Source organism: Flavitalea flava, from assembly GCF_054461575.1.
This window is the reverse complement of the sequence record NZ_JBTLQH010000013.1, coordinates 94568-118109: the sequence shown is the minus strand read 5'-3', so window position 1 is coordinate 118109 and position 23542 is coordinate 94568. Positions and strand designations below refer to the sequence as shown.

At 45.8% G+C, this 23542-nt stretch carries 22 protein-coding genes; 12 read left to right on the top strand and 10 right to left on the bottom strand.

From position 1 onward, the window contains the following. Positions 1 to 7: 7 nt before the first annotated feature. Positions 8 to 484, bottom strand: a complete 477-nt coding sequence (locus tag ACX0G9_RS14245; RefSeq protein WP_459065589.1) for a hypothetical protein — start codon at positions 482 to 484, stop codon at positions 8 to 10. An 85-nt stretch (positions 485 to 569) separates the two neighbouring features. Then, the gene (locus ACX0G9_RS14240; RefSeq protein ID WP_459065588.1) at positions 570 to 2162 is read right to left on the bottom strand and encodes a Na+/H+ antiporter; all 1593 of its coding nucleotides are present in this window, start codon (positions 2160 to 2162) and stop codon (positions 570 to 572) included. A gap of 184 nt (positions 2163 to 2346) precedes the next feature. On the opposite strand from ACX0G9_RS14240, the gene ACX0G9_RS14235 reads away from it, so the two are divergent. Next, positions 2347 to 2853: an META domain-containing protein gene (locus ACX0G9_RS14235; RefSeq protein WP_459065587.1), complete on the top strand. Its 507-nt coding sequence runs from the start codon at positions 2347 to 2349 to the stop codon at positions 2851 to 2853. Between the two features lie 8 nt (positions 2854 to 2861). Here ACX0G9_RS14235 and ACX0G9_RS14230 read toward each other — a convergent pair whose 3' ends face one another. Together ACX0G9_RS14230 and ACX0G9_RS14225 are read right to left on the bottom strand one after the other, a co-directional pair. After that, on the bottom strand, positions 2862 to 3569 hold the full coding sequence (locus tag ACX0G9_RS14230) for a 3-keto-disaccharide hydrolase (RefSeq protein ID WP_459065586.1): 708 nt from the start codon (positions 3567 to 3569) through the stop codon (positions 2862 to 2864). 174 nt (positions 3570 to 3743) lie between these two features. Next, positions 3744 to 4121 (bottom strand): hypothetical protein, encoded by a 378-nt coding sequence (locus ACX0G9_RS14225; RefSeq protein ID WP_459065585.1) that lies wholly within the window; start codon positions 4119 to 4121, stop codon positions 3744 to 3746. A 76-nt stretch (positions 4122 to 4197) separates the two neighbouring features. On the opposite strand from ACX0G9_RS14225, the gene ACX0G9_RS14220 reads away from it, so the two are divergent. Further along, positions 4198 to 4380, top strand: coding sequence for a hypothetical protein (locus ACX0G9_RS14220; RefSeq protein WP_459065584.1), 183 nt, complete (start codon positions 4198 to 4200; stop codon positions 4378 to 4380). A 6-nt stretch (positions 4381 to 4386) separates the two neighbouring features. Here the strand turns inward: ACX0G9_RS14220 and ACX0G9_RS14215 are convergent, their stop codons facing one another. Together ACX0G9_RS14215 and ACX0G9_RS14210 are read right to left on the bottom strand one after the other, a co-directional pair. After that, on the bottom strand, positions 4387 to 9906 hold the full coding sequence (locus ACX0G9_RS14215) for an AAA domain-containing protein (RefSeq protein WP_459065583.1): 5520 nt from the start codon (positions 9904 to 9906) through the stop codon (positions 4387 to 4389). A gap of 13 nt (positions 9907 to 9919) precedes the next feature. After that, positions 9920 to 11113 carry a M48 family metalloprotease gene (locus tag ACX0G9_RS14210; RefSeq protein ID WP_459065582.1) on the bottom strand — a complete coding sequence of 398 codons (1194 nt, stop codon included), beginning with the start codon at positions 11111 to 11113 and terminating at the stop codon, positions 9920 to 9922. A 218-nt stretch (positions 11114 to 11331) separates the two neighbouring features. Here ACX0G9_RS14210 and ACX0G9_RS14205 point away from each other — a divergent pair, with 218 nt between their 5' ends. Together ACX0G9_RS14205 and ACX0G9_RS14200 are read left to right on the top strand one after the other, a co-directional pair. After that, positions 11332 to 13689, top strand: coding sequence for an ATP-dependent helicase (locus ACX0G9_RS14205; protein ID WP_459065581.1), 2358 nt, complete (start codon positions 11332 to 11334; stop codon positions 13687 to 13689). A gap of 89 nt (positions 13690 to 13778) precedes the next feature. Beyond that, positions 13779 to 14315, top strand: coding sequence for a transposase (locus tag ACX0G9_RS14200; protein ID WP_459065580.1), 537 nt, complete (start codon positions 13779 to 13781; stop codon positions 14313 to 14315). 35 nt (positions 14316 to 14350) lie between these two features. On the opposite strand, the gene ACX0G9_RS14195 is transcribed toward ACX0G9_RS14200, so the two are convergent. Next, positions 14351 to 14710, bottom strand: a complete 360-nt coding sequence (locus tag ACX0G9_RS14195) for an arsenate reductase family protein (RefSeq protein ID WP_459065579.1) — start codon at positions 14708 to 14710, stop codon at positions 14351 to 14353. A 149-nt stretch (positions 14711 to 14859) separates the two neighbouring features. Between ACX0G9_RS14195 and ACX0G9_RS14190 the strand changes: the two genes are divergently transcribed. The 3 genes from ACX0G9_RS14190 to ACX0G9_RS14180 are packed head-to-tail and all read left to right on the top strand — an operon-like array spanning position 14860 to position 16521. Continuing rightward, complete coding sequence (locus ACX0G9_RS14190; protein WP_459065578.1) at positions 14860 to 15387, top strand: RNA polymerase sigma factor; 528 nt, start codon at positions 14860 to 14862, stop codon at positions 15385 to 15387. Next, positions 15374 to 16009: a hypothetical protein gene (locus tag ACX0G9_RS14185; RefSeq protein WP_459065577.1), complete on the top strand. Its 636-nt coding sequence runs from the start codon at positions 15374 to 15376 to the stop codon at positions 16007 to 16009. Before ACX0G9_RS14190 ends, ACX0G9_RS14185 begins: the two co-directional genes overlap by 14 nt. A 35-nt stretch (positions 16010 to 16044) precedes the next feature. After that, entirely contained in the window at positions 16045 to 16521 is a 477-nt protein-coding gene (locus tag ACX0G9_RS14180; protein ID WP_459065576.1) for a YybH family protein, read from the top strand. A gap of 24 nt (positions 16522 to 16545) precedes the next feature. Here ACX0G9_RS14180 and ACX0G9_RS14175 read toward each other — a convergent pair whose 3' ends face one another. After that, positions 16546 to 16782, bottom strand: a complete 237-nt coding sequence (locus ACX0G9_RS14175) for a hypothetical protein (protein ID WP_459065575.1) — start codon at positions 16780 to 16782, stop codon at positions 16546 to 16548. A 63-nt stretch (positions 16783 to 16845) separates the two neighbouring features. Next, a complete protein-coding gene (locus ACX0G9_RS14170; protein WP_459065574.1) occupies positions 16846 to 17655 on the bottom strand; it encodes a glycoside hydrolase family 25 protein in 810 nt (269 codons plus the stop codon). Between the two features lie 103 nt (positions 17656 to 17758). Here ACX0G9_RS14170 and ACX0G9_RS14165 point away from each other — a divergent pair, with 103 nt between their 5' ends. From ACX0G9_RS14165 to ACX0G9_RS14145, 5 genes are all read left to right on the top strand, one after another. Further along, positions 17759 to 18790: a radical SAM/SPASM domain-containing protein gene (locus ACX0G9_RS14165; RefSeq protein WP_459065573.1), complete on the top strand. Its 1032-nt coding sequence runs from the start codon at positions 17759 to 17761 to the stop codon at positions 18788 to 18790. 157 nt (positions 18791 to 18947) lie between these two features. Then, entirely contained in the window at positions 18948 to 19424 is a 477-nt protein-coding gene (locus ACX0G9_RS14160) for a DinB family protein (protein WP_459065572.1), read from the top strand. 276 nt (positions 19425 to 19700) lie between these two features. Beyond that, entirely contained in the window at positions 19701 to 20171 is a 471-nt protein-coding gene (locus ACX0G9_RS14155) for a MarR family winged helix-turn-helix transcriptional regulator (RefSeq protein ID WP_459065571.1), read from the top strand. A gap of 39 nt (positions 20172 to 20210) precedes the next feature. Further along, the gene (locus ACX0G9_RS14150) at positions 20211 to 21749 is read left to right on the top strand and encodes a glycoside hydrolase family 10 protein (RefSeq protein ID WP_459065570.1); all 1539 of its coding nucleotides are present in this window, start codon (positions 20211 to 20213) and stop codon (positions 21747 to 21749) included. A 69-nt stretch (positions 21750 to 21818) separates the two neighbouring features. Beyond that, positions 21819 to 23036: a DegT/DnrJ/EryC1/StrS family aminotransferase gene (locus ACX0G9_RS14145; RefSeq protein ID WP_459065569.1), complete on the top strand. Its 1218-nt coding sequence runs from the start codon at positions 21819 to 21821 to the stop codon at positions 23034 to 23036. A gap of 20 nt (positions 23037 to 23056) precedes the next feature. Here the strand turns inward: ACX0G9_RS14145 and ACX0G9_RS14140 are convergent, their stop codons facing one another. Next, complete coding sequence (locus tag ACX0G9_RS14140; RefSeq protein ID WP_459065568.1) at positions 23057 to 23527, bottom strand: hypothetical protein; 471 nt, start codon at positions 23525 to 23527, stop codon at positions 23057 to 23059. Between the last annotated feature and the right edge of the window lie 15 nt (positions 23528 to 23542).

Here is a 23542-nt window from a genome sequence, read left to right as displayed (position 1 = left end):
GTTTAGCTTATTTGAGAAGGTTTAGGGCATTCAGCCAGGCAGGGCGCTTACTTGCCCAGCTGCTGAGGAAAGCCGCCGGTTTCAACCCCCCTTCCAGGTTCTTGAGCAGGCCTCCTGCCGCTGAAAGGGATTTAACCGTTCCCGCTGCCTGTGTCAGGCTGGCAATATTAAACCCTTGTTTGAACATTTCGGGATTTATAAACCCGGCCAGCGAAGAAATGCTTTTCCCCATGGAAGCGGCATCGGATACTTTACCTGCTGCACTTAACCAATTGGTCTTTCCTCCACCTGCCCATCCGGGGAGGAAAGAACTGGGTTGAAGAGCCCCGGAAAATTGGGACAACAGGCTGCCGGCATTAGCTTTGGAGCTCACTCCTGCCTTGGTAAGGACAACATTTAATTGTGCCTGGGAATTAAATACGGTAAGACTCAGGGCCAATACCAGGAGAAGGCTGATCTTTTTCATTGGTGTTTTCTTTTCCATGATCTTTATTTCTAATGTAACATCTTTTTTTTATATACAGATCATTGGCAGGTGATTTTTGGCGGATTGATGATCAACCTTTTTTTTACCGCCGGAACCGGGCTTCTTCAAGGTCAAGTTCAAATTCTTTGTTACGGAGCAATTCTTCGGAATAGAGATTTTCGTGACGCATGATCGACAATTCATGACGCTGAACCTCTACTAATTCCAGTAATAATTTTCGATACCTGGGTAAAAAAGACGCGGAAACCTCAGCAGTATCTTCTTTTATCAGTTTTTTATTAGCTATCTCGACCATTCTCTCATAACGGGTTTTCAAACGGTTAAAGGCTTCGATAGTGCTGGCTTCCTCGCCATATTCGGTGGTAATATAGGCCAGTGCGGTACCTGCCAGCTTCAACCGGATGGCTAGTTTTTGCTCCTCCTCATTTTCCTGTACTTCGATCTTCATCAACCGGACCAAAAGGGGAAGGCTCAGTCCCTGCAATACCAGCGTGAAAAGGATTACGGTAAAAGTGATAAAGAGGATCAGGTTACGATGAGGAAATCCCGCTCCTCCGGCCAAACTAAATGGAATGGCCAGAGCGGAAGCCAAAGACACCACTCCGCGCATACCGCTCCAGCCAACGATAAAAACACTTTTCCATCCGGGATTTGGCTCAGTTTCCCGGATTCTCTTATTCAGGATCCTGGGCAGAAAAGCCCCCGGATAAACCCAGGCAAGACGGATAACGATGGTGACCAGGCTGATGACGACGCCATATATGATCGCAGACTGTAAAGAGTATTGACCCAGACTCCTGGTTATGTCCGGCAACTGCAGCCCTATCATGATAAACACGATGCCGTTCAGCAGAAATACCAGGATACTCCATACGCTTTGGGTTTGCAACCGGGAATTATAGGAAAATACATCATGGGAACAATAACTGACGAATAGACCTCCGCTTACTACTGCGAGAACACCGGAAAAATGAAAATGTTCTGCGGTTATATACATCAAATAGGGGCAGATCAGGGAAATGGCTGTATCGATACTGGCAGTAGTAGGTAACCACCGGTGAATGGCATAAACGACAAAACCTATGGCCAGCCCGATCAAAATGCCCATAGAAGCAACCAGGAGAAAACTAAATCCTGCTTTCCAAAATATGAACTGGCCGGTAGACACAGCGACCAGGGCAAACCGGAAAACGATCAGACTGGAAGCATCGTTTATCAGGCTTTCTCCTTCCAGTATGGTCACAACCCGTTTGGGGATTTTTAAATTTTGCAGGACGCTGGTGGCGGCAATGGCATCAGGAGGGGAAATAATACCGCCTAATACAAAACCCAGGGCAAGCGAAAAATCAGGGATCATAAGATGGGAAACATAAGCAACCGCTCCCGCTGTGAAGATAACCAACCCGAAAGAAAGCATACCGATGGGGCGGCGGAACTGCCAGAACTCATGCCAGGGGGTATTCCAGGCAGCCGAATATAATAAAGGCGGAAGAAAGATGACAAAAACCATATCCGGTTCCAGGGTAATATGAGGGATGCCCGGAATCAGGCTGATGAACAGACCGGAGATCACCAGAAATATAGGATAAGAAATGTGCAGCTTCTCGCTTAACATCGACAACATGGATACGACGAAAAGAAGCGAGATGATAAGTAGTAGATTGTCTTGCAGCATAGTTACTGTAATTTAAAATATTATCGCCAATTGGGGAATTTATTGCCCGGTTCCCGATCCCTCTGTTCTTTTCTGATCAGTTGCCGGTAGTCCGATGGGATGCCCGGAGGATTGGCATAGTTTTTCTACTTCTTATTGGGGGAAAAGGCCTTGAAGTATTTTGCGAAACTTAAAAAACACCAACATGAGATCAACCAACAGGAGACCATTAGCCATATGTATCCTTGTTTTGACCCTTTTTTCGGCCTGCAAGGGGCCTGACAATAAACGACAATCTCCGGTATCCGATTCTGCTGTTATCCCTGCTTCTCTTCCAAAAATAAAGGATACGACCACCCTGGGAGGAAAATGGATCTTACAGCCTGTGCTTGCCTCTGATACCGCAACCGGAAAAATAGCCACTATACAATTCGATCTGAAAAAGTCCCGTTTCACAGGTAATACCGGCTGCAATACTATGAATGGTGAATTCTGGTACGGAGACAGGGATAGCAGCCTGGTCTTCAGCGAAAAGATCATAACCACCCGGATGGCCTGTCCGGGGTATAACGAAAAATCTTTTTTAAATAGCCTGTTGCATACCACCCATTTCCGTCTCCGGGATGGAACCCTTACGCTGTGGTCAGACAATGCCGAACTGTCCAGATGGGCCAGAAAAGGTGCGATTGTACCTAAATCAAATAAGATTTAAATCTTTCCTTACAACTCCCTTATCATGATATTGCGAAAGTATATAGGGGCTCCGGCATGTTTGCCTTGCAGCCCGATATGCCCGTGTAAGGGCAGGGTGGCCATTGGGTTACTCAGCCATTCCGGCGCCTTTGTACCGTCAGGATTATTGACCGCAGAAGAATAAAGGCTCATATCGCAGGTATTGACCAGTTCTCCGTTTAAAGCCACCCAGATTTTCCGGTCTTTGCAGGTGATGGTATAATGATTCCATTCACCTGGCTTTTTTACCAGTTTTTTGGTGGCAGCCTGGTGTCCGAATATGGCTGCACATTGCCAGTTGGCAGGGGCTTTTGACCATTCTTTCGAATAATCATCGGCGATCTGGATTTCGACCGAATGAGGGATCCAGTTATCCAGATCACTGGCGTGAACGATCACTCCGCTGTTAGTGCCATCCGCATTTTTAAAATCCAGGTCAAGGATAAAATTATCGTAGGCTTTTTCACTCCATATAGACTGGTCTTTTGTTGCCGTAAGGACTCCTTCCGTTACCACCCAGATCCCTTTTGGATAAATGGCATTGCTGAGGTCGTCCTTAAAAAGACGGGACCAGCCTTCCCCTGCGGTAGAGGGGCTTACAGCCACGCTGTCCTGAGCGGCTGTTTGCTGGCTAACCAGCAACGAAAGGCTTATAAAGGCAAAATAGAAAACCGGTAAAAACAAGATCCTTCGCATAGAAAAGCGTATAAATAGGTAGTGAAATAGTATAAAGATAATGGCTTAAAAAGCATTTGCCAATGCTAAAAAATTTGAATTTGCTAAAAAGAATCAGGAATTCAGAGGATCAGGAATTCAGAGGATCAGGAATTCAGAGGATCAGGAATTCAGAGGATCAGGAGTTCAGGGGGATCAGGAGTTCAGGGACGGCCCTGCATAATAGGCACCAGGATCCGTTAACACTTTTTTCCATTGACGCTGATGGCTTTCCTGCCATTTTTTATTGGGATGAACCGACCAGTTGACCTTTTTCAATTGTTCCTGCACGAAACTTCTTTGTTCGGGATGAACATATAACGGATGCAGATAAAACCAATGCGTATCTTTCGTCAGGAACGTCCAGAAGGCAGAAAAATCCGGGTAGTTCGTTTCAAATACCTTTACCTCATCCCGTTTTTCATCATAAGTACTGTGATTATAATAAAAGGAAACATCGCCCTCCTGTCTGATCCTGAAGAGGCTTCCCCCGCTTTTTTCTGAGCTCACATCAAAATAAAGTTCACGATCCATAGTTATTATAAGTATTGAAGAGGGAAAGGTACGATTCACGTTTGACCAAATAATTGTTTACCTTCAACCTTATTTTTTGTTATCTAAAAAAAGACGATTTATGGCACTTATTCCGAATAATAAAAAGAAAAAAGACGGCAAACAGGCGGGTAATCAAAAAGGCAATAACCCGTCATTCCCAGCACCAAAGGGCAAATCAAACAGCAAAGGAGTTGTAAAAAATGCACGTTTGACAGGAGGTTCACAAAGAGGATCCTAGATCCTTTTATGCGGAATACCCCTTTGATCGCTTTTCTTTTATCAGCCTTTCCTTTTCTTTTTTGGCGTGGTCTAAGTCAGGGAAAGTTTTTATCTGGATCTGGCCCCTTGAACCGGCCTTTCCCCAGCGGACGATCAGTTTGTTATCATCAGTCGCCGCTTCCCAAAATTTATCACTTACGTTGTCCCTGAAAAGGAGGCGCTCAAAGCTAAGGTGATCGTAAATACCTGCACTGCTCACGAAGGGTGTTTTTTCCTGGTGAATCTTTTCGGGGAATTCTATTTCAGCCAGGACCTTTTGACCTGTGCTGATATCTCCGGAGCCGTCCGAACCACCCCTGTATATAGTCGCCGTCTCCTGCAGAAGAGCAAGGCGAAGTTCCTTTTGGATCTGTTCGATTACTTTTTGGGGTTGATGAAGCCAGTCTTTGGCAAATACCGGAACCACTCTCCAGCCAAAGCTTTTGAGAATGGCGGGGCGCTGATAATATTGTTCGATCAGGTTTTTATTTTGATAATGCCTGTCATCGTCAATGAGGATGCCTACTGAATAATGCTCATCTTCCGGTCTGACTTTTACGGCCAGTGAGCATTTAAACCCGGACTGGCCTACCTGCTCTGCTACTTCATATCCAAGGCGCATGAGCTGTTCTTTTAGTTGCCGTTCCAAAAGAGAGGCAGGTCCCGGATAACGGTCCTCTTCCCGGTGAAGGGCCAATCCGTCCAGGATTGTCCTGGAGGCTTTCATATCGCCAAGGCTTATGCGTTCAGCATAATACAGGAACTTTTTTAAATAATTAGCCCCTTCATTATATTCATTGGTAATCTGCGTGTGTCTTATACTGCTTACAACAGCCATATGTTTTTTAGCGCGGCTGAAAAGGACATTCAATCTTTTTTCTCCTCCTTTTTTATTTACCGGTCCGAAATTCATCAGCATCTTCTTTCCGGCGTCCATACCATAACAGACACTCATAATAATGATGTCCCTTTCATCGCCCTGGATATTCTCCAGGTTTTTGACGATAAGACCGGTGAACTGGTCATCTTCTGTCCGGTTATAAATTTCCTCCAGTTTCTGACCGAAAACGGGATCTTTCTCACCCAGTTCATTCAGGGCACGACCGATAGTATGTTGCTGTTCCTGGCTAAAGGCCACAATGCCGATACTTTCCCGGGTATTTCGGAAAAGAAGTTCACGGACCAGGTGAGCGATATAATCCGCTTCTCCTTCATTGCTTCTTTTTTCATACACAGTTCCGGTATGAAGATGAAAACTAATGCTGCGGTCTGATAAACAATCCGCCATACGGACAGCATCCTCACTGCAGGTTATTTCTATGGCAGCTTTAGTCCGGTGATGAATGGTTTTATCCGGTATGGTAAGCAACTCCCCGCCATAGAAAGCATAATTGCTGAAGCTGATCAAGGTTTCATAATGACTCCGGTAATGCCAGCTCAGTAAAGTACTGGTAAGTTTCCTGGCTCCCTGGGCAAGGAGGCTGTCAGCATCATGGCTCAGCCATTCTTCAGGATCTTCCTCTTCAGGTTTCTCCAGGTCATCCGGATCGTTTTCTCCTGAACGGGCCCCGAAGAAGTCTGTAGGAGGCATCTGTTTTTCATCGCCGACAATAATAGTTTGCCTGGAACGGTATAATGAGGGAACTCCTTCTTCCAGGGTGATCTGGCTGGCTTCATCAAAAATCACCACATCGAAATAATCCCTGTCAAGCGGGAGGCTATCGCTTACACTATAAGGGCTCATCAGCCAGACGGGTTTAATATCCTTCAATATCCGCCCGCTCTCTTTGGCTGATAATTCCCGGATACTTTTATAACGCATGCTTTTCCCGAATTCATTTTCCAGGATCTTTCTGCCTTCCGTATAAATCTTTTTATTTTTTCGTTGTTCTTCATTTAACTGACTGCCGGCCATATTTGCCTGATCAATCTGTTGAAGAAAACGTTGACGAATAAAGGCTCTGATAAATTCTGCATTCATTCGTTGCAGGTCCGTATAACAACTTCCCAATTCCAGAACTGCTTTTTCAAGCGCCTGTTTGTCGATGCTGGCAAAAGCCCTGTTAGCCAGGTAAAATTCATGGAGTGTTTTGCGGGCTACAAACGCTTCGATCTGAACAGAGGGCAGCGGCAAACGGCGGATCGTGTCCCTGACATTTACCGGCAGGCCGGTAAAGGACCTTAGGACGGGTAAAAGTTCACGGAGACTGTCCAGGTTCATTTCTATGTTTTGCAATTCATCCTGGAGGGAAAATAAAGCTCCCGGAGCCTGGTTATCGAGGCACTGTTTCAACTGTGCTTCCAGCCGGAGGACCGGCTGATGAAGGCTGTGGAGGGCAATGGCCAGTGAAGCACCTTCCGGGTGCTGCAAAAGATAAGCCAGCCCCTTGTCCGACTGCCGTGCATGAAGGAGCTCAAGGCTGAGCCATGCCGAATCGAGGTTGTCAAGCCCGAATCGTTCCTGCAACCGCTGCCTGGTTTCTTTTACCAGGCCGGATGCTTCATATTCCATTTTCAGTTCGTCCAGGAGGCTGCTATAATCCGGGCGAACGGAATGAACGGAAAAATCATAATTTTCCTGAATTTGCCTTTTCAATTTTTTCCAGTTCCCATTCAGTATACCCAGGAAAGACCGTTCATTTTTAAGGGCGAAGGGTAATCCATTTAGCGTATCCTGCTGGCTGAGTTTTTGTTTCCAGTATATGTTCTTTTGGGCTGCTTCCCGGAATTTCTCCTGCTGTTGCCGGTACACAGACATTTCCCGTTCCAGGTCCTGCGTTTCCTTTTTCCCGGGGTCTGCAAGGGAAAGATTGCCGGTAAGCGCAAGTGGATACAGCAGAACGGCAAAATGAATCAGATTTTTTACCTGGTCAAATAAAACGGTCTGCTCCTTTGCGATACTTTGGGATTGAAAAACCGTTTGGATTTCCTGCAAAAGACGCTGGGTTTCTTCGAGGAGATTGCCCAATAACCGATAGGGTTGATCTGCCAGGAATATCCGGTCATTGATTTTGCTGAAGGGGTGTTCGGAAAAAATAGGGTCCGATCCCGACTCTTCGAGGGACTCTTCCAGGGCCCTGATAACCGGCGCGGACTCCTGCCATTCCATATACGATGGCAGTAATTCTTCTTCTTTGGGATCCACATTTACCAGGTATTCCCTCAAGGCAATCATCCTGTCGATCAACTGCTTTACAGGCATCCCTGTTTCTTTTCTTTCGGCCGAACCGGTAAAATGAAATTCTTTCAGAAGATCGAGGTGCCCGTTCATTTTTTCCAGCAGGGCTGTTCGTTTGGTCCGGATAGCTCCTAAATCCCATTTATTTCCGGTAAAATCCTCATAGGTATTTTTAAGGTTTTTGATAAATTCGCGTTTATCTCCCTGACTGTCATGTATATAACAGCATAATTCATCCAACCCGTTCTGTTTCAAACGATGATATACAACATCCAGAGCGGCCCTTTTCTCACAGACGAACAAAACGTTTTTCCCCCTGGCAACGAAGTCTGCAATCAGGTTGGTGATCGTTTGGCTTTTCCCCGTTCCGGGGGGACCCTGGATAATATAACTATACCCTGCCCTGCTTTGTAATATGGCCCGGGTCTGTGAAGGGTCGGCGGTAATTACATGGAACCAGTCGTCTGTTCGGTTCAGATCAAAAATATGATGGGGGAACGTTTTGGGCTGATCACTGAAAAGATCATCGAAAACATGATGTTGCAACTGGTTGTCGATGACCAGATTATAGTCTCTCACCAGGCTCATTTTCTTATAATTGAAATTGCCCACCACCATGTTGCAGACGTCGAATTCCCAGTTGTAGGGATTGTTTTCGCTTTGTGCAAGCGTATAGATCTCTTTCTCCCGGATGTCCGGATCCAGGAGATTATCCGGATTTTCCGGAAAGATTTTCAGATCTCCGTTCACGAGGAACTCCAAAAAACTATTTTTAGGTTCGATTCTTTGGCGGAATATCTCTAATCCAAGCGGTTTATAATTTTCCTGATCATAACTGTAGGGAATGGACTGATAGTTTTGGGTAAAGCCTCCTTGCCTGCGTAATCTTTTCCGATAATTGTTCACGGTAAGCGTTGCTTCGCTATGCATAAGATTGATGCGCGGCTTATCGATATAATGAAGTGCGATACCTTGGTTGGCCTCTTCGATCTGCTCTTTGACCAACAGATAAAACTGTTTCGGGCTAATTTCATCCAGGTCGATAAAATCCGGCAGCTTTATACCGTATAAGTCCTTTAATTGACCTGCCAGGACCGGATTTACTTCCGCAGCATTGTCCATTGCCTTTAACACATAATGATCTTCTTTTACTTTTTTATTTTTTTTCAGACTCACGGGTACCAACAATAAAGGGCTTTGGATCCGCTCCTTTTTATCTTCTTTTAAATTATGCCAATGCAAAAAAGCGATAACGAGCTTCAATTGGCTGAGGCCGAACTCCTGCAAAGAACGTTGAGACTCCACGCGAACCTGGTCCAGGGAAGAAGGAAGATAACCATGATCTTCAAAACGCAGATATTTGTTAAGAACGATCTCCTTCATGCCGCAAACCTTATCCGCCAGTTCGTCGTTCCAGGTGAACAGATGTTCGGGCCGGATGCTTTGATAATGTAAGACGATGGGCACGCTGCTTACAGTCAGGTTGACAAACCGCATATTCGGTTTAAAAAAAAGCAGGCGGTTACGACGGCTGGTGTCAAAAAGCCGGTTACGGAGCCTGTTCAGAATAAAGGCGTCTCTTTCCTTTAACTCTTTGTTCATCCATCCCGCAACCTTGCTGAGATCTGTTTGTTTTTCGGGATCGTAGTCCCTGTAGTGATGTAGACGAAGGATGGCGTCATACAGATCCTGCGTACGTTTGTTGCGGTCTAATTCCGTCATTTCTGTGATCAGCCGTCCAATGGTCGGATGAATACGTTCATTATAAAGTGTAGGATTAGAGCGGACCCTGGCAAATAATTCCAGGTCCCCGGTATCGTAAAGGTCCAGGCTAAGCGCCATACTGCTCAATACCAGTCCCAGACAAAAAATATCCGACTGGGGATCATGATGCCCCAATGAGAATTCAAAACACTGATAGCCGGGAAGATAGGCCGGGTATTCCAATGGTTTGTCAGGATCAGCATGGACCTGGGCGTTTTTAATTTCCGAGCTTTCCTCTCCTGCATCTGTTAGCAGACTGAGCTTACCGACTACCTCGAAGTTTTTTGATTGCACCCGGGGAAATAAGGCAAGGACCTTGTGAAGGGCTTCCCTGGGAGAATGAGCCGCATTTTCGCCCATTCGCAGGTAATGATCCTTCAGAAACAGGGAGTTTTCTTTTTCAAAAGAACCCACGAGTCCTGATTCGTGAAAAGCCTGTACCTGTCTAAAAAGCGGAATTACAAAGGCGATGATATCATCGGTGGCATAATCCCCGTTGTCGAAGGCTGAAGGCAAAAATGCCGGGAAAAGTACAGGATCGGTTTCCTTATTATTTGTTTCCATGATTTGGGTTCGGTTAATCCTCTTTTACCTCCTGGTAAGCGGTCAGTACTTTTTGTATATGTTGATCCAGTTTCTTATCGCTCCATTTAAATTCCTTTTTTACGACGGGATCGTAAACTTCCCTGATTTGCATTTCTCCGGCAAAATGAAAAGCACGGCCGGCGGGGATTTCCTCCAAAGAAGGATCGACCAGGGCAAAATCCAGCAGGACATAGGCCAGATATTCCTTAAGGGGTGCCGGAAGTACGCTGATTTCCTCAGCAAGAGGAAGAGGGGCGGGCGGTTCCCAGGAAAAATCCGGAAAATATTGCCGGGCGAGTCCTGTGACAGCCGGGCTGTGAAACCATTCGGGCCTAAGATAGTTTTGAAGAAAATCACGGGTAAGTCTTGTCAGCTCTTTCCGGGCAAAAATGTCCAGACGGTCCAGGTCGGGAAGACCCTCTATCATTAGGCTGATGGCTGGTCCGGCCGCTTCCTGCTGATCATGCCACAATTCCAGGGCCCGCGTCCGGATAAAATTCTCCGGATGGGTTTGGGTTGCTGAGCGGGTTTCCGGAGAAACCGAAAAAATTTCCTCGGCTTGTTTGCTGTAGTTTTCAGCATGAACAACCGTTAAACCGGTAGCTATCTTCAGGAGCATATTGATTACCGGAATTGCCTTTCCCACCACTGCGTATGCGCCCCTGTCGCAATAGATCTCCGTATAAAGACGGAACAAACGGGCTGTTTCATAATAGGACGCCTCACTACGGTTATGATTCGCAATGGATGTTATGATCCGCTCGGTAATTTCCAGGTCCCCGCCCAGGCAGGTGTATAATTTAACATGCGTCAATTCATGGGCGATCAGGGCCAATAGCTCATCTTCGTCGAGCCGTTGATGAAGATTTCCGCTAAAGACGAGATGGGCTTCATTATGAAGGTAAACAATGCTGGCATTGAGGTCGGATTCATCCGTAAAATGTGCCTGGTATGCGGTTACCGGTAAAGCGCCAAGATCCAGCCTCTCTTTGGCCATGGCGATCTTTTCATAAATAAGCGGATCCGTGCCGGGCTGGAATTTATAGGTATTTTTTAATAATTCAGTCTTGAAAGAGGTTATCTGGTCTTCTTTGGTGTGGGAAGCTGCAAAAAAATCCCAGGTTTTCTTTTGTTCCTTAAAATGGTCACGGACCTTAAGATGATAGGGGAGAGCCTGTAAAACCATATATGGATAGTTGATGAGCAAATCTAAACAAACGCTTATTGAGTGGCAAAGAAACCTGACCTTTTTCCAACAAGGGTCAAGCCAAAAACGTATAAGTATTATTCTTACCTCTAATTCCATGAGCCTCAGCCGGAAGACTAAACCCTGCTGCTTAACGCTTGCAGGTAAATCGGGACCCTTTCCCTTGTCTCTTGATGCTAATTAAGTAACTTTGCTGTATGCGAGATTATCTCAGTGAATTGAATGCACCTCAGAAAGAAGCGGTAATGCATAAGGACGGCCCTATAATGATCGTTGCCGGGGCCGGCAGTGGGAAAACCAAGGTTCTCACTACCCGCATTGCCCACCTGATGGCAGGCGGGGTGAACTCCTTCAATATTCTGGCTCTCACCTTTACCAACAAGGCGGCCAAGGAAATGAAGGAAAGGATCGAAAGGACTCTTGGAAACTCAGATGCACGCAATCTTTTTATCGGTACTTTTCATAGCGTATTCGCCCGCATTTTGCGGGGGGAAGCGCACCATCTGGGATATGAGCGGAATTTTACCATTTATGATACGGATGATGCCAAAAGCGTTGTAAAAACAGTGATCAATGAGTTAAATTTAGATGATAAATTATATAAGCCGAATGTAGTATACAACCGGATCTCCAGTGCAAAGAACGGACTGGTGGGACCTGCGGAATACACTGCCGATTATGCCATTCAACAGGAGGATATGCGCAGCAACCGGCCGGCTATCGGCCAGATCTATGCTGCTTATGCCAAGCGCTGTTTAAAGAATGGTGCTATGGATTTTGACGACCTGCTGGTCAATATGTATAAGTTGCTGAAGAACTTTCCTGAAAGCCTGCATAAGTTCCAGCATAAATTCAAATATATCCTGATCGATGAGTATCAGGATACCAATGCTGCCCAGTATGAGATCATCAAGTTGCTGGGTGCGGCTCATGAAAATGTATGCGTAGTAGGTGATGATGCGCAGAGCATTTACAGTTTCCGTGGTGCAACGATCGAGAACATTCTGCAATTCCAGAAAGATTACGATGATGTAAAAGTTGTAAAACTGGAACAGAACTACCGGAGTTCTCAAAGTATTATCACCGTTGCGAATGAAGTGATCAAGAATAATAAAGGACAGATCCCAAAGAACCTCTGGACGGAAAATGGTGTAGGTGAAAAGATCCGCCTGGTGCGGATGATGACCGATAACGAAGAAGGAAAATTCGTGGCCGATACTATTCAGGAGCAGAAACTGCGCAATCACTATAACAATCGTGATTTTGCCATTCTTTACCGGACCAATGCCCAGAGCCGGGCTTTTGAAGAAAGTCTCCGCCGCATGGCGATTCCTTATACGATGTATGGGGGCGTTAGTTTTTACCAGCGCAAAGAGATCAAGGATTTTATTGCCTACCTGCGGATCGTTGTTAACGGGCGTGATGAAGAATCCCTTAAACGTATCATCAATTATCCGACAAGAGGCATTGGAAAAACCTCGATCGACCGTGCTGTACTGGCCGCCAATGAACAGAATATCTCCTTATGGGAGGTTCTTGTAAGAGCTAAAGAATTCGGATATAAAGCCGGGACCCTGGAAGCCATCGAGAATTTTGTATTGATGATCCAAAGCTTTACCAGTATGCTGGCTGTAAAAAATGCCTATGAAGTTGCTGTTCATATCGGTAAACAAACCAGCCTGGTCAAAGAGCTTTTTAATGATAAGACCACCGAAGGCCTTGCCCGTTATGAGAATATACAGGAAATGCTGAATTCCATCAAAGAGTTTACCGAAAGACCCGATGAAGACGGCGTTCTGGAATCGGAAACCAAGAACCTGGGAAATTACCTGCAGCAGATCACCTTGCTGACCGACGCCGATGAAAAGGACCCGAATGCGGATACGGTCAAACTAATGTCCATACACGCCGCCAAAGGACTTGAGTTCCCCTGTGTATTCGCTGCGGGGCTGGAAGAGATGTTGTTCCCTAATGCCATGTCCATCAATACCCGGGAAGAATTGGAGGAAGAAAGAAGATTGTTTTATGTGGTGATCACAAGAGCCAAACAGAAATTGTGGATCACTTATGCCAATACCCGTTATCGTTTTGGGTCCCTGGTCCAGAACGAACCCAGCCGTTTTATAGATGAAATCCCCGGAGACTACCTTGATCGTACTTTTTCAGGCGGCGGAGCACGCAACCAGAGCGCTTCCGGGATGGGTAATTCAGGTTCAGTATCCTCAGACCGGATGGGTGGCGATGGATTCGGGAGAGCTACCTTACAGGCAGAGCGCAAATATGGCCCCCCCCCCAATAAAAAAGAAGTAAAGCCAGCCTATATTCCTCCCAAGCCGTACATGAAAACGATCGAACACAATCCAAGCCCTGATTTTGTTGCCAGTGATACCACTGCCCTGCAGATAGGGCAAAAGGTTGAGCATCAGAAATTTGGTTTCGGAGAAGTGATCAGCATGGAGGGCTCGGCCCATAATCCCATTGCTACCGTAAGATTCCAATACAATGGCGACAAAAAGATCATGCTGAATTATGCGAAATTGAGAATAGTGGAATAAAAGGCCCTGTTTTAAAATTTGCCCTTTTACGCATACCTGGATGCAAGCCGGAGTTATTGATTTTACATAAAGTTTGCTATCTTTTACGCATGACCGAAATCTACAAGATGCACCCCAAAGGATTGTATTTTGTAACCCTGACCGTAGTTGGCGGTATAGACGTATTTACCCGCCATGAATATTGCGACCTGCTGGTGGATAGCCTTAATTACAGCATAGAAAGCAAGCGGTTACGGGTATACGAATATGCAATCCTGCCCAGCCATCTTTATATGGTTGTGGGTGTGGAACAAGGTAAGGGCAATCTGGCCAAGGCCCTGAGGGATTTCAAAAGTTATTCCGCCAAACATATTCTCCGCGCCATAGCGGAGCATCCGGAAGAGATCAGGAAAGAGTGGTTATTGCGGTTATTTCAGTTTTTTGCCAATCGTTACCAGCATGATTCCGAACATCATTTCTGGCAATTCGGGAACCAGCCCATCGATCTGGAAAAGGTGGTGAAAAAAGAACAACCGATGCCTTCTATCCGGGAAAAGCTGTTGAATGAAAAAATGATAGATGACCCCGGGCATTATATCTTTTGCAGTGCCTTCCCCGGTCAGCGGGTAATTCTTCAAAAGCTTTAGCCTGATTTTCCGGACAACCTGCCTTTCCGGTTAGGTTACTTTCCAGCAGCCAGCCTCAAGGATTCCACGGTGGTTTTTTCGCTGCCTGCAAATATCTTCCCATCAATAAGGGCTACGGGTCGTTTAAGAAAAGTGTATTCTTCCAAAATTAGCCGGCGATAATCCTTTTCGGCAAGGGGCAGGTCTTTCAGGCCCATTTCCTTGTATTTTATAGCTCTTCTGCTGAACAGCGCTTCATATGTTCCGGCTTTTTCTTTTAGTTCGTCCAACTGGGCAGGAGTTATCTTATCCGTTTTGATATCCTGAAGGATAAAACCCTTTTTTTCCGCTTGTATTTCCTTCATGATCTTGCCGCAGGTACTGCAGGAAGAAAGGAAGTAGATTTTTTTTGACATAATAACCGGGATAATGAATGCGTATAACACCTGTTTGATCAGGAGTTTACTAAAAAATTTCGTTTGCCCGCAAAGATAAACCTAACCCACCGGGTATTAGCAGGATAGCCTGCGTAATATTTTCGTCATACGCCCGACGAATAGTATTATTGCTAAAATCATTTTCCTTGCAGGAGCCTCCCGGACAACCGGCTTTTTTAGAATTGGTACACGAATACCGCGCCATGCTATATAAAGTGTGCCGACTGTATTGTTTTGCAGAACAGGACCGCCAGGATCTTTTCCAGGAAATCCTGGTTCAATTGTGGAAGGCCTATCCCAAGTTCAGAGGAGAGTCGAAATTCAGCACCTGGCTCTACCGGATTGCCCTCAACACCGCCATATCCGATCTGCGCAAACAAAAAAAACATACCCGTACTCTCGATCCGGGAAACCTGGAATGGCTGGATACTCCTTATCCGAGAGAGGAGGAAGAAAAACTGGAACAATTATATGCAGCGATCGATCAGCTGACAGAAGTAGAGAAGGCATTGGTCATGCTTTACCTGGAAGACAAAAGTTATGATGAGATGGAAGAGATTCTGGGGATCAATCAAAATAATCTCCGGGTAAAAATGAACAGGATCAAAGAAAAATTACGCAAAATAACAAAGGAGGCTGCCTATGGAATTAGATAACCTTAAATATATGTGGCGAACGCTGGAAGCCAAACCGGGAGCAGGGCCGACCAGCGAGCAGTTGCGTATGCTGATGCTTAAAAGATCTCGTGGACCCGTCAACAGGATGAAGCGCAACTTATTTCGGGAACTGCTCCTCGTAGGGATTACCTATACGCCTGCTATCCTTTTTTATTTGCTGGAATTTGGTGGCAAACTGTCAGAAATTGCCGGGTTGTTCGTGATCGTGCTATTTTTATTTGCCGCCTATTTCTACAGGAAGTACAAATTGCTGACGGAAATGGAATGTGTAAGTTGTCAGATCCGGGCTAACCTGGAACTACAGGTGGGAACCCTGAAAAAATACGTCAGGTTTTATGTTATTGCAGGCACACTGATGATCCCGGTACTCACCATCCTCTGTTTTATGATCATCCGCTGGAAATTTCCACCCTTGCCGGGTTCCGGAATTTTTTACCGGATAAGCAGCCTCCCCTGGCGGGAAACCTCGTTATTAGGCTTAATCGTTCTGGCGCCCCTGACTATTGGGATCTATTATGTCAATGAATGGTATGTGAATAAATTGTACGGCCGGCATATAAAAAAGCTTCAGCAATTACTGCAGGAAATGGATGAAGGATAAGCCGGCTTTCTTATCTTACAAAAAAATAAGAACCCATGCGCATGCCTTTTTTTTCACCCTTCCTGCTTTTTATCCTTTCTTTTTCTGGTATAACCAGGACTTACGCCCAGGCAAATCCCGGTAACCTTCCGCAGAATCAGCTAACGACCAACGACGATGCGGCCATCCGTAAAATAATGGCAGAACAGACGCTGGCCTGGAACCAGGGAAACCTTGACGAATTTATGGCCGGTTACTGGCATAATGATTCCCTTCTATTCATCGGCCAGTCGGGTCTTTCCTACGGGTATAGGAATGCCTTGAATAATTATAAGAAGAATTATCCCGATCAGGAAAAAATGGGAAAGCTATTTTTTACCCTGCTCAGGATAGATAAACTTTCTCCCGATTATTGTTTTGTGATCGGCAAATGGTTTTTAAAGAGAACAGTGGGAGATATTGGCGGTCATTATTCCCTTTTGCTCCGCAAGATCGATGGCCGCTGGCAGATCATCGCCGATCATTCCAGTTAACCACGCCCCCGGAAGGGAATATTTTCACCCATGGGGAAACTTTTTTTTCCAGGTACGGTATAAGAAACGAAGTAAAAAGAAAAAGGTGCCCAAAAGAAAAATATAGAACAGCAGGTTGCCTATTCCGAATTTTCCATCGGGAAAAAAAAGCCCGAAATAGATCCCCAGGGTCATATTTACCATCATCCAGATCAGGCTGAGGAAAATGGAGGAGACTATTTTTTTTAGGAAATCCTGGATATCAGGTTCTATATTACTCATAAAAAATTAAAGGTTATGAACGGTTTCCAACCTCTGTTCAGAACGAAGTTCATCCGTGATCCGCTACTGAATCAATAATTTCCTGAAATCGGCCGAATCGCCGTTAAAAACATCGAAATCCACCCTGGATAAAATGCCATTTACCCTACCGCCTTCACTATGCTGCCAGAATAACCATTCCCTGTAAATCCTGGGCCTTTCTTTTTGCAGATAATGTGCTACCCATAAAGGATATTGATCAAAATCGTCTTTCAGGTATTGTTTGTAAAAATCTACATTAGTATAAAGGATGGGAACTACATGGTAATAATCATGTATGGTTTCCAGCCATTCTTTGGCCCTTTCCCTGATTTTCCCGGCCGGTACCCCGTAAGCCTGTTCAATGTCCAGCACTGGCGGCAGATCCCCGGGCATCAGGTCAACCGAATTGATGAAATTTTCCGCCTGGGCCTTTCCGCTCTTCGTGGCCAGGAAAAAATGATAGGCTCCCCGGACCAGACCTGCGTTTTTTGCCTTTTTCCAGTTGCGATGAAAATAAGCATCCTCATTCCCCAACCCCTCCGTAGCTTTTATGAAAGCAAAACCCATTTGCACATTGCCGACTTTCATGTCCCTTACCGATTCCCAGTCAATGATGCTCTGGTACTTGGATACGTCAATGCCGTGAATGGAGTAGTTTACAGGAACTTCAATGCCGAATTCGGGGTAATGGACAAAATGAGCCTTTCTTTCCATCCACCAGTCATACAGGGCAAAACAGGCCATGACGATCATCGCAACGCTTAATGAAAACAAAATTACCTTCCAGGCAGAGATTTTTCTTTTTTTATTCGTCATAATAAAGGAAGTCCGGTCCATTCTTCCGGCCGGCACACCAAGGCGCTTAAGTATACCCGGGTGCAAATATAAATTTAGTACCAACCAATTCCCGGGAATAATGACGTAATAATTGATTAAAGTTTACTTTTATACTTCGATGCCCGCTTTTAACAGGAACGATACCATAAATCTTATATCCAAACTCACCGCAAGACGTCTTTGGAACGGCATGCAGGTATTGAGTAGTTATTACCTGAGCAAATGGACCAAAAAGGCTATCCAGTGGGGCTACCCGGTTTCTATTTCCTTCGAGCCGACCACCTCCTGTAATCTTCGTTGCCCGGAATGCCCAAGCGGCCTGCGGGCCTTTACCCGTCCTACCGGAATGCTGCAAAAGGATTTTTTCCGCGACACGATCGATCAATTATCCAAAGAATTGCTCTACCTGATCTTTTATTTCCAGGGAGAACCTTATCTGAACCCTTCCTTTTTGGAGATGGTAGCCTATGCCTCCGGGAAAGGCATCTATACAGCCACCTCCACCAATGCTCATTACCTTAACGACCAAAATGCAAAAAAAACGGTAGAGAGCGGACTTGACCGCCTGATTATTTCTATCGACGGTACTACACAAGACGTTTATCAGCAATACAGGGTAGGAGGTAAATTGGAAAAGGTGCTGGAGGGTGCCCGCAATATCGTTAAATGGAAGAGGGAACTGAAAAGCAAAACTCCTTTCGTCTTCTTTCAGTTCCTGGTTGTCAAACCCAATGAACATCAATTGGAGGATATCCGCAAACTGGCCAAAGAGATCGGTGTGGATGAGGTCCGTTTTAAAACAGCCCAGGTATATGACTTTAAGAAGGATCCCAATGCCCTGATCCCGGAAAATAAAAAATACAGCCGTTACCGGAAAGATGAGAACGGGGAAAATCAGTTCAAAAACAACCTGGAAAACCATTGCTGGCGTCTTTGGCATGCTACGGTGATCACCTGGGATGGGTTGGTTGTTCCCTGCTGTTTCGATAAGGATGCACAGCATCAGCTTGGAGACCTGAAGGGAAAACCGTTTAAAGAGATCTGGCAGAATGAACGATATGTGGATTTCCGGCGGAAGGTCCTGCAAAGCCGTAAAAATATTGATATCTGTGCCAACTGCAGCGAAGGGACAAAAGTCTGGGACGATTGACGGGGCCGGTTACTTTTAAAAAAAACCGGCCCCGTCAATCCATTTATGCGTCGCGACCGGGGGCCATTCCCCCCGGTACCCCCCTCTTTCAAATCCACTTTTTGAAAAAGATTTTTAAAAGAAGATTTGTTCCGGAAAACACCTAACACCGCAGAAAATGCCATTATCACCCGCTATACTCACCCGTTTGCAATACCAGCAGCAGACTATTTTTTCCCTGATCGGTGACCTGAACGAAACACAATTGAAAAAACGGGTCAATCCGGAGAAGTGGAGCACTTTTGAAAATATTGCCCACCTGGCAGCCTATCAGCCCGTCTTTATCAGGCGTATGGAAAGGATCAGCTGTGAGCAATCCCCATTGTTCGAACGTTATGTGGCAGAAAAAGACCCCTTGTTCCCTGCTTATCTGGAAAAATCACTTGAAGAGTTGATCGCTGATATTCAGGACAAACGTACCCTGATCCTGGATCGCTTGACGGGGTTGAATGATGCAGAACTTGAGCGGATGGGGCGTCATCCTAAATATGGGCTATTTTCCACCAGCCTTTGGGCCGAATTTTTTCTTTTACATGAATCCCATCATCTGTATACTATATTTATACTCGTTCAGGAAATCAGGGCCGGATTATAATAAAAAATAATCCGGCCCTGATTTCCCATCTATGCGTCGCGACCGGTGTAACCGAGCCTTGCGAAGGTTACGAACGAGGCCTCAACAGTGTTGAGGCAGAAGTTCCCCCCCGGTACCCCCCACTTTCAAATCCACTTTTTGAAGAAGATTTGTCCCAAAAGACCTTTCATTTCCAATTGTTTAGACCCATTTTAACGTATTCCACCATAAAATTTCTTTAATTTTACAGATAATATTTGCAAATAATATTATAAAGGACCAAACGAACCGGGGCCTATGGCATTAGAAAATGATATCAATCAGCATAAATACCGCAATGAACATCAGAAATCTGCGATCAATATCATTTACACGTTTAATTGGCTAACGGAAAAAATGAACCGGATTTTTGAGGAGGCACAGATCACTTCTCAGCAATTCAATATCCTGCGGATCCTCAGGGGCGCGGGAACACCCTTATCCACCTTGCAGATCAGGCAGCGGATGCTGGATAAAATGAGCGATACCAGCCGGATCGTGGATCGTCTGGTGAAAAAAGGGTTGGTTACAAAAAGCACCAGTAAGACAGACCGGCGCCTGGTGGATGTAACGATAACGGGGAATGGACAGGGATTGCTGGAAAAGATCGACGCTTATAACGGGCAAATGGACGATATCATGCGGAGTCTTACAGACGGAGAAGCAAAGACGCTGAACACCCTGTTGGATAAAGTCCGTAACTCCGGTCAGGAGCCGGTTCACGATTAATCAGATTTAGATCAAATGATGAACTACCCTTTAGATCAAATGAAGAAGCTGTTTTTTGCTGCCTGCCTTTTTTGCACTTGCTTCCTGGTGATCCCGGCTTCCGGGTTTAGCCAGCCAAAATATGAATTCAGGGCGGCCTGGGTGGCAACGGTGGAAAATATTGACTGGCCTTCAAAAAAAGGACTTAGTACGGACAGTCAGAAAATAGAATTCATCCGGTTGCTGGATATGCACCGCCGCAACGGATTAAATGCGGTAGTCGTTCAGATACGGCCTTGTACGGACGCATTTTATCCCTCACCCTATGAGCCCTGGAGTGAATGGCTGACCGGAGTTCAGGGGAGACCGCCTTCTCCCTATTACGATCCCCTGCAATTCATGATCGAGGAAACACACAAACGGGGAATGGAATTCCATGCCTGGTGTAATCCTTACCGGGCCACCTTCAGCATTGGTAAATCTTCTATCGCTCCGACCCATATCACCCGTTTGCGTCCCGATTGGTTCGTTTCTTACGGAGGGACAGCCTATTTCGATCCGGGCAATAAAGAGGTTCAACAATATGTAACGCAGGTCATCCGGGATATCGTACGGCGTTATGATATCGATGCGGTTCATTTCGATGACTATTTTTATCCTTACCGTATTCCCGGAAAGGAATTTCCGGATGAGGCCAGTTATCGCAAAAATGGAAATGGGTTGACCAAAGAGGACTGGAGAAGGAGTAATGTAGATTCGATCATATTGCAATTGGGAATGGTCATCAAGGAAGAAAAGAAATATTGCAAATTCGGGGTCAGCCCCTTTGGAGTATGGCGGAATAAAAGCAGGGATATGGAAGGGAGCGATACCCAGGCAGGCCAGACCAATTATGACGACCTCTATGCGGATATCCTGTTATGGCTTAAAAATGGCTGGATAGATTATGTGGCACCCCAGCTTTATTGGGAAATCGGATTTAAACGGGCAGATTATGCCGTCCTTCTTGATTGGTGGAGCCGGCATTCCTATGGAAGACAATGTTATATCGGTTTGGGTATTTACCGGGCCGGAAGTAATCCTGCCTGGAGAGACAGAACTTTGCTGACCCGTCAGATACAGGCATTAAGAAATTATCCATTGGTAGGAGGAGCTATTTACTTCAGCAGCAAGTCCTTTGAAAAAAATCCGAATGGATGGAGCGATAGCCTTCAGCAAAACTATTATAATTATCCTGCACTGATCTCGCCGATGAACTGGATTGACACGGCCAGGCCCCACGAGCCGCTAATCCATAGTGAATACGATAAAAAAGATCCTGTCATGACGGCGTGGCTGGCAAAGGGATCGGTAGACGATACGTTGAGAGGATATGCCATTTACCGGGCGGAAACCCCTTTCTTCAATCCGGATTCCACCAGCGCGTTTAAGTTCATCCCTTACGATCCGGTAGCAGAATTCCAGGTTAAAGACGATGCAGGGAGCAGGGATAAAAAAATGTATTATTTCGTAACGGCAATCAGTAAGACCAATGTTGAAAGCAGCCCAACACCTTTATTTGATAAAGATCCGGCCCCAAAAGATACATCGGCCAAATAACTGCCATTTTTTTACCTTTGCATGCTAAAATTGAACAACTGATCAATTCATTTTAAATCCTATATAATCATGCCTGGTTTTGAACTATTTGGCCCTGAAGAACGCAAGGAAGTGAACGATGTTCTGAACACCGGAATCTTCATGCGTTATGGATTTGATGGCCCCCGAAAAGGGATCTGGAAATCCAGGGAATTGGAAGAGGCGATCTGCCAGACTTTTGGCAGTAAATATGCCCAGCTGACCTCCAGTGGTACCACCGCCCTGACAACGGCTCTTGCCGTTCTGGGGATCGGGGCCGGGGATGAAGTTATTATGCCCACATTTACCTTCGTGGCCAGTTTTGAAGCGGTGCTGAGCGTAGGAGCTGTTCCGGTATTGGTCGATGTGGATGAATCCCTTACTCTGAATCCGGCTTCGGTTCGTCAGGCGATCACTTCCAGGACCAAATGTGTCATGCCTGTTCATATGTGCGGCAGCATGGCCAATCTCGACGCGTTGCAGGCGATCTGCCGTGAGCATAAACTGATCCTGCTGGAGGATGCATGCCAGAGCATTGGCGCAACCTATAAAGGGAAACATGTGGGTACCATCGGGGATGCCGGTACCTTTTCCTTTGATTTTGTTAAGACGATCACCTGTGCGGAAGGCGGAGCTGTTCTGACGAATAAAGAAGAAACGTATATCAAATGCGATAGTTATACTGATCATGGCCACGATCATAAGGGAGTCGACCGTGGAGCAGATCTCCACCCTTTTGTCGGGTATAATTTCCGGATTTCCGAACTGCATGCTGCTGTAGGGCTGGCACAGATCCGCAAGCTGGATCAATTCCTGGCTATCCAGCGGAAAAATCACACTGAATTAAAAGCCATCCTGTCGGCCCTGCCAGAGATTAGTTTCCGGGTCATTCACGACGCTGCTGGTGACAGCTGTACCTTCCTTAGCTGGTTCCTGCCTACCGAAGAGATAACCAAGGCGGTTGTTGAAGAAATGAAACAACAGGGGATCATGGGGGGCAATTTCTATTACTTCGAGAACAACTGGCATTATATCCGTAAGTGGGACCATCTTCGCAATGCGGCCACACTGAATAATCTTAATGAACCTCAAAAGGAGGCCTTAAAAAAACTATCCCAAACGGAATTCCCTGAAAGTGACCGGATCATTAGCCGGGGTGTTTCTACGGCTATCGGGTTATTATGGACAGAAGAACAGACCCGGGAAAAAGGAGAAAAGATCGTCGCAGCCATAAAAAAGGTGCTGAGCAAGGAGAAAGTGACTGCTTAAAAAGCAGGGTCGACGGCCGGCTACTTCATACCATGTTCCATCTGGTTGCATTGCTCCAGCGAGCCCAATCTGAATCGGAGTGGGATGCGGGTTGTTTTTTCAAACTCCCATTCTCCTTTGCAAAAGAACCCAAAATGCCGGGTATAATAGTCGCTGCCCAGTACTGAAAAAGGCAGTTGAGGTAAATCCGGTGAAAAGATTGCCCCTGAAAAGGAAGCGGCAGAAGAGGAAGCTGCTGAAAAGGCAGTTGGTTTAAGCGGATATCGCAGTAATAAACCTGCCTCGATGGCCTGAGGCATATTCTGCCAGAAAATCAGGGGAAAAGGAACGAGGTTAATGGATAGTTCAAGGCGGTTCTGCTTCAGATTCTCCCTCAATACCCAATGAGCCGTCCTATCCTTTTGCCTATCCGGCAGGATGAATTGTCCACAAATTTTTTCTGTAATAAGTATTGAAACACATACAACAAGAAAAGTTTTTAATCGTTGCATGAAGTATCCCTCCTT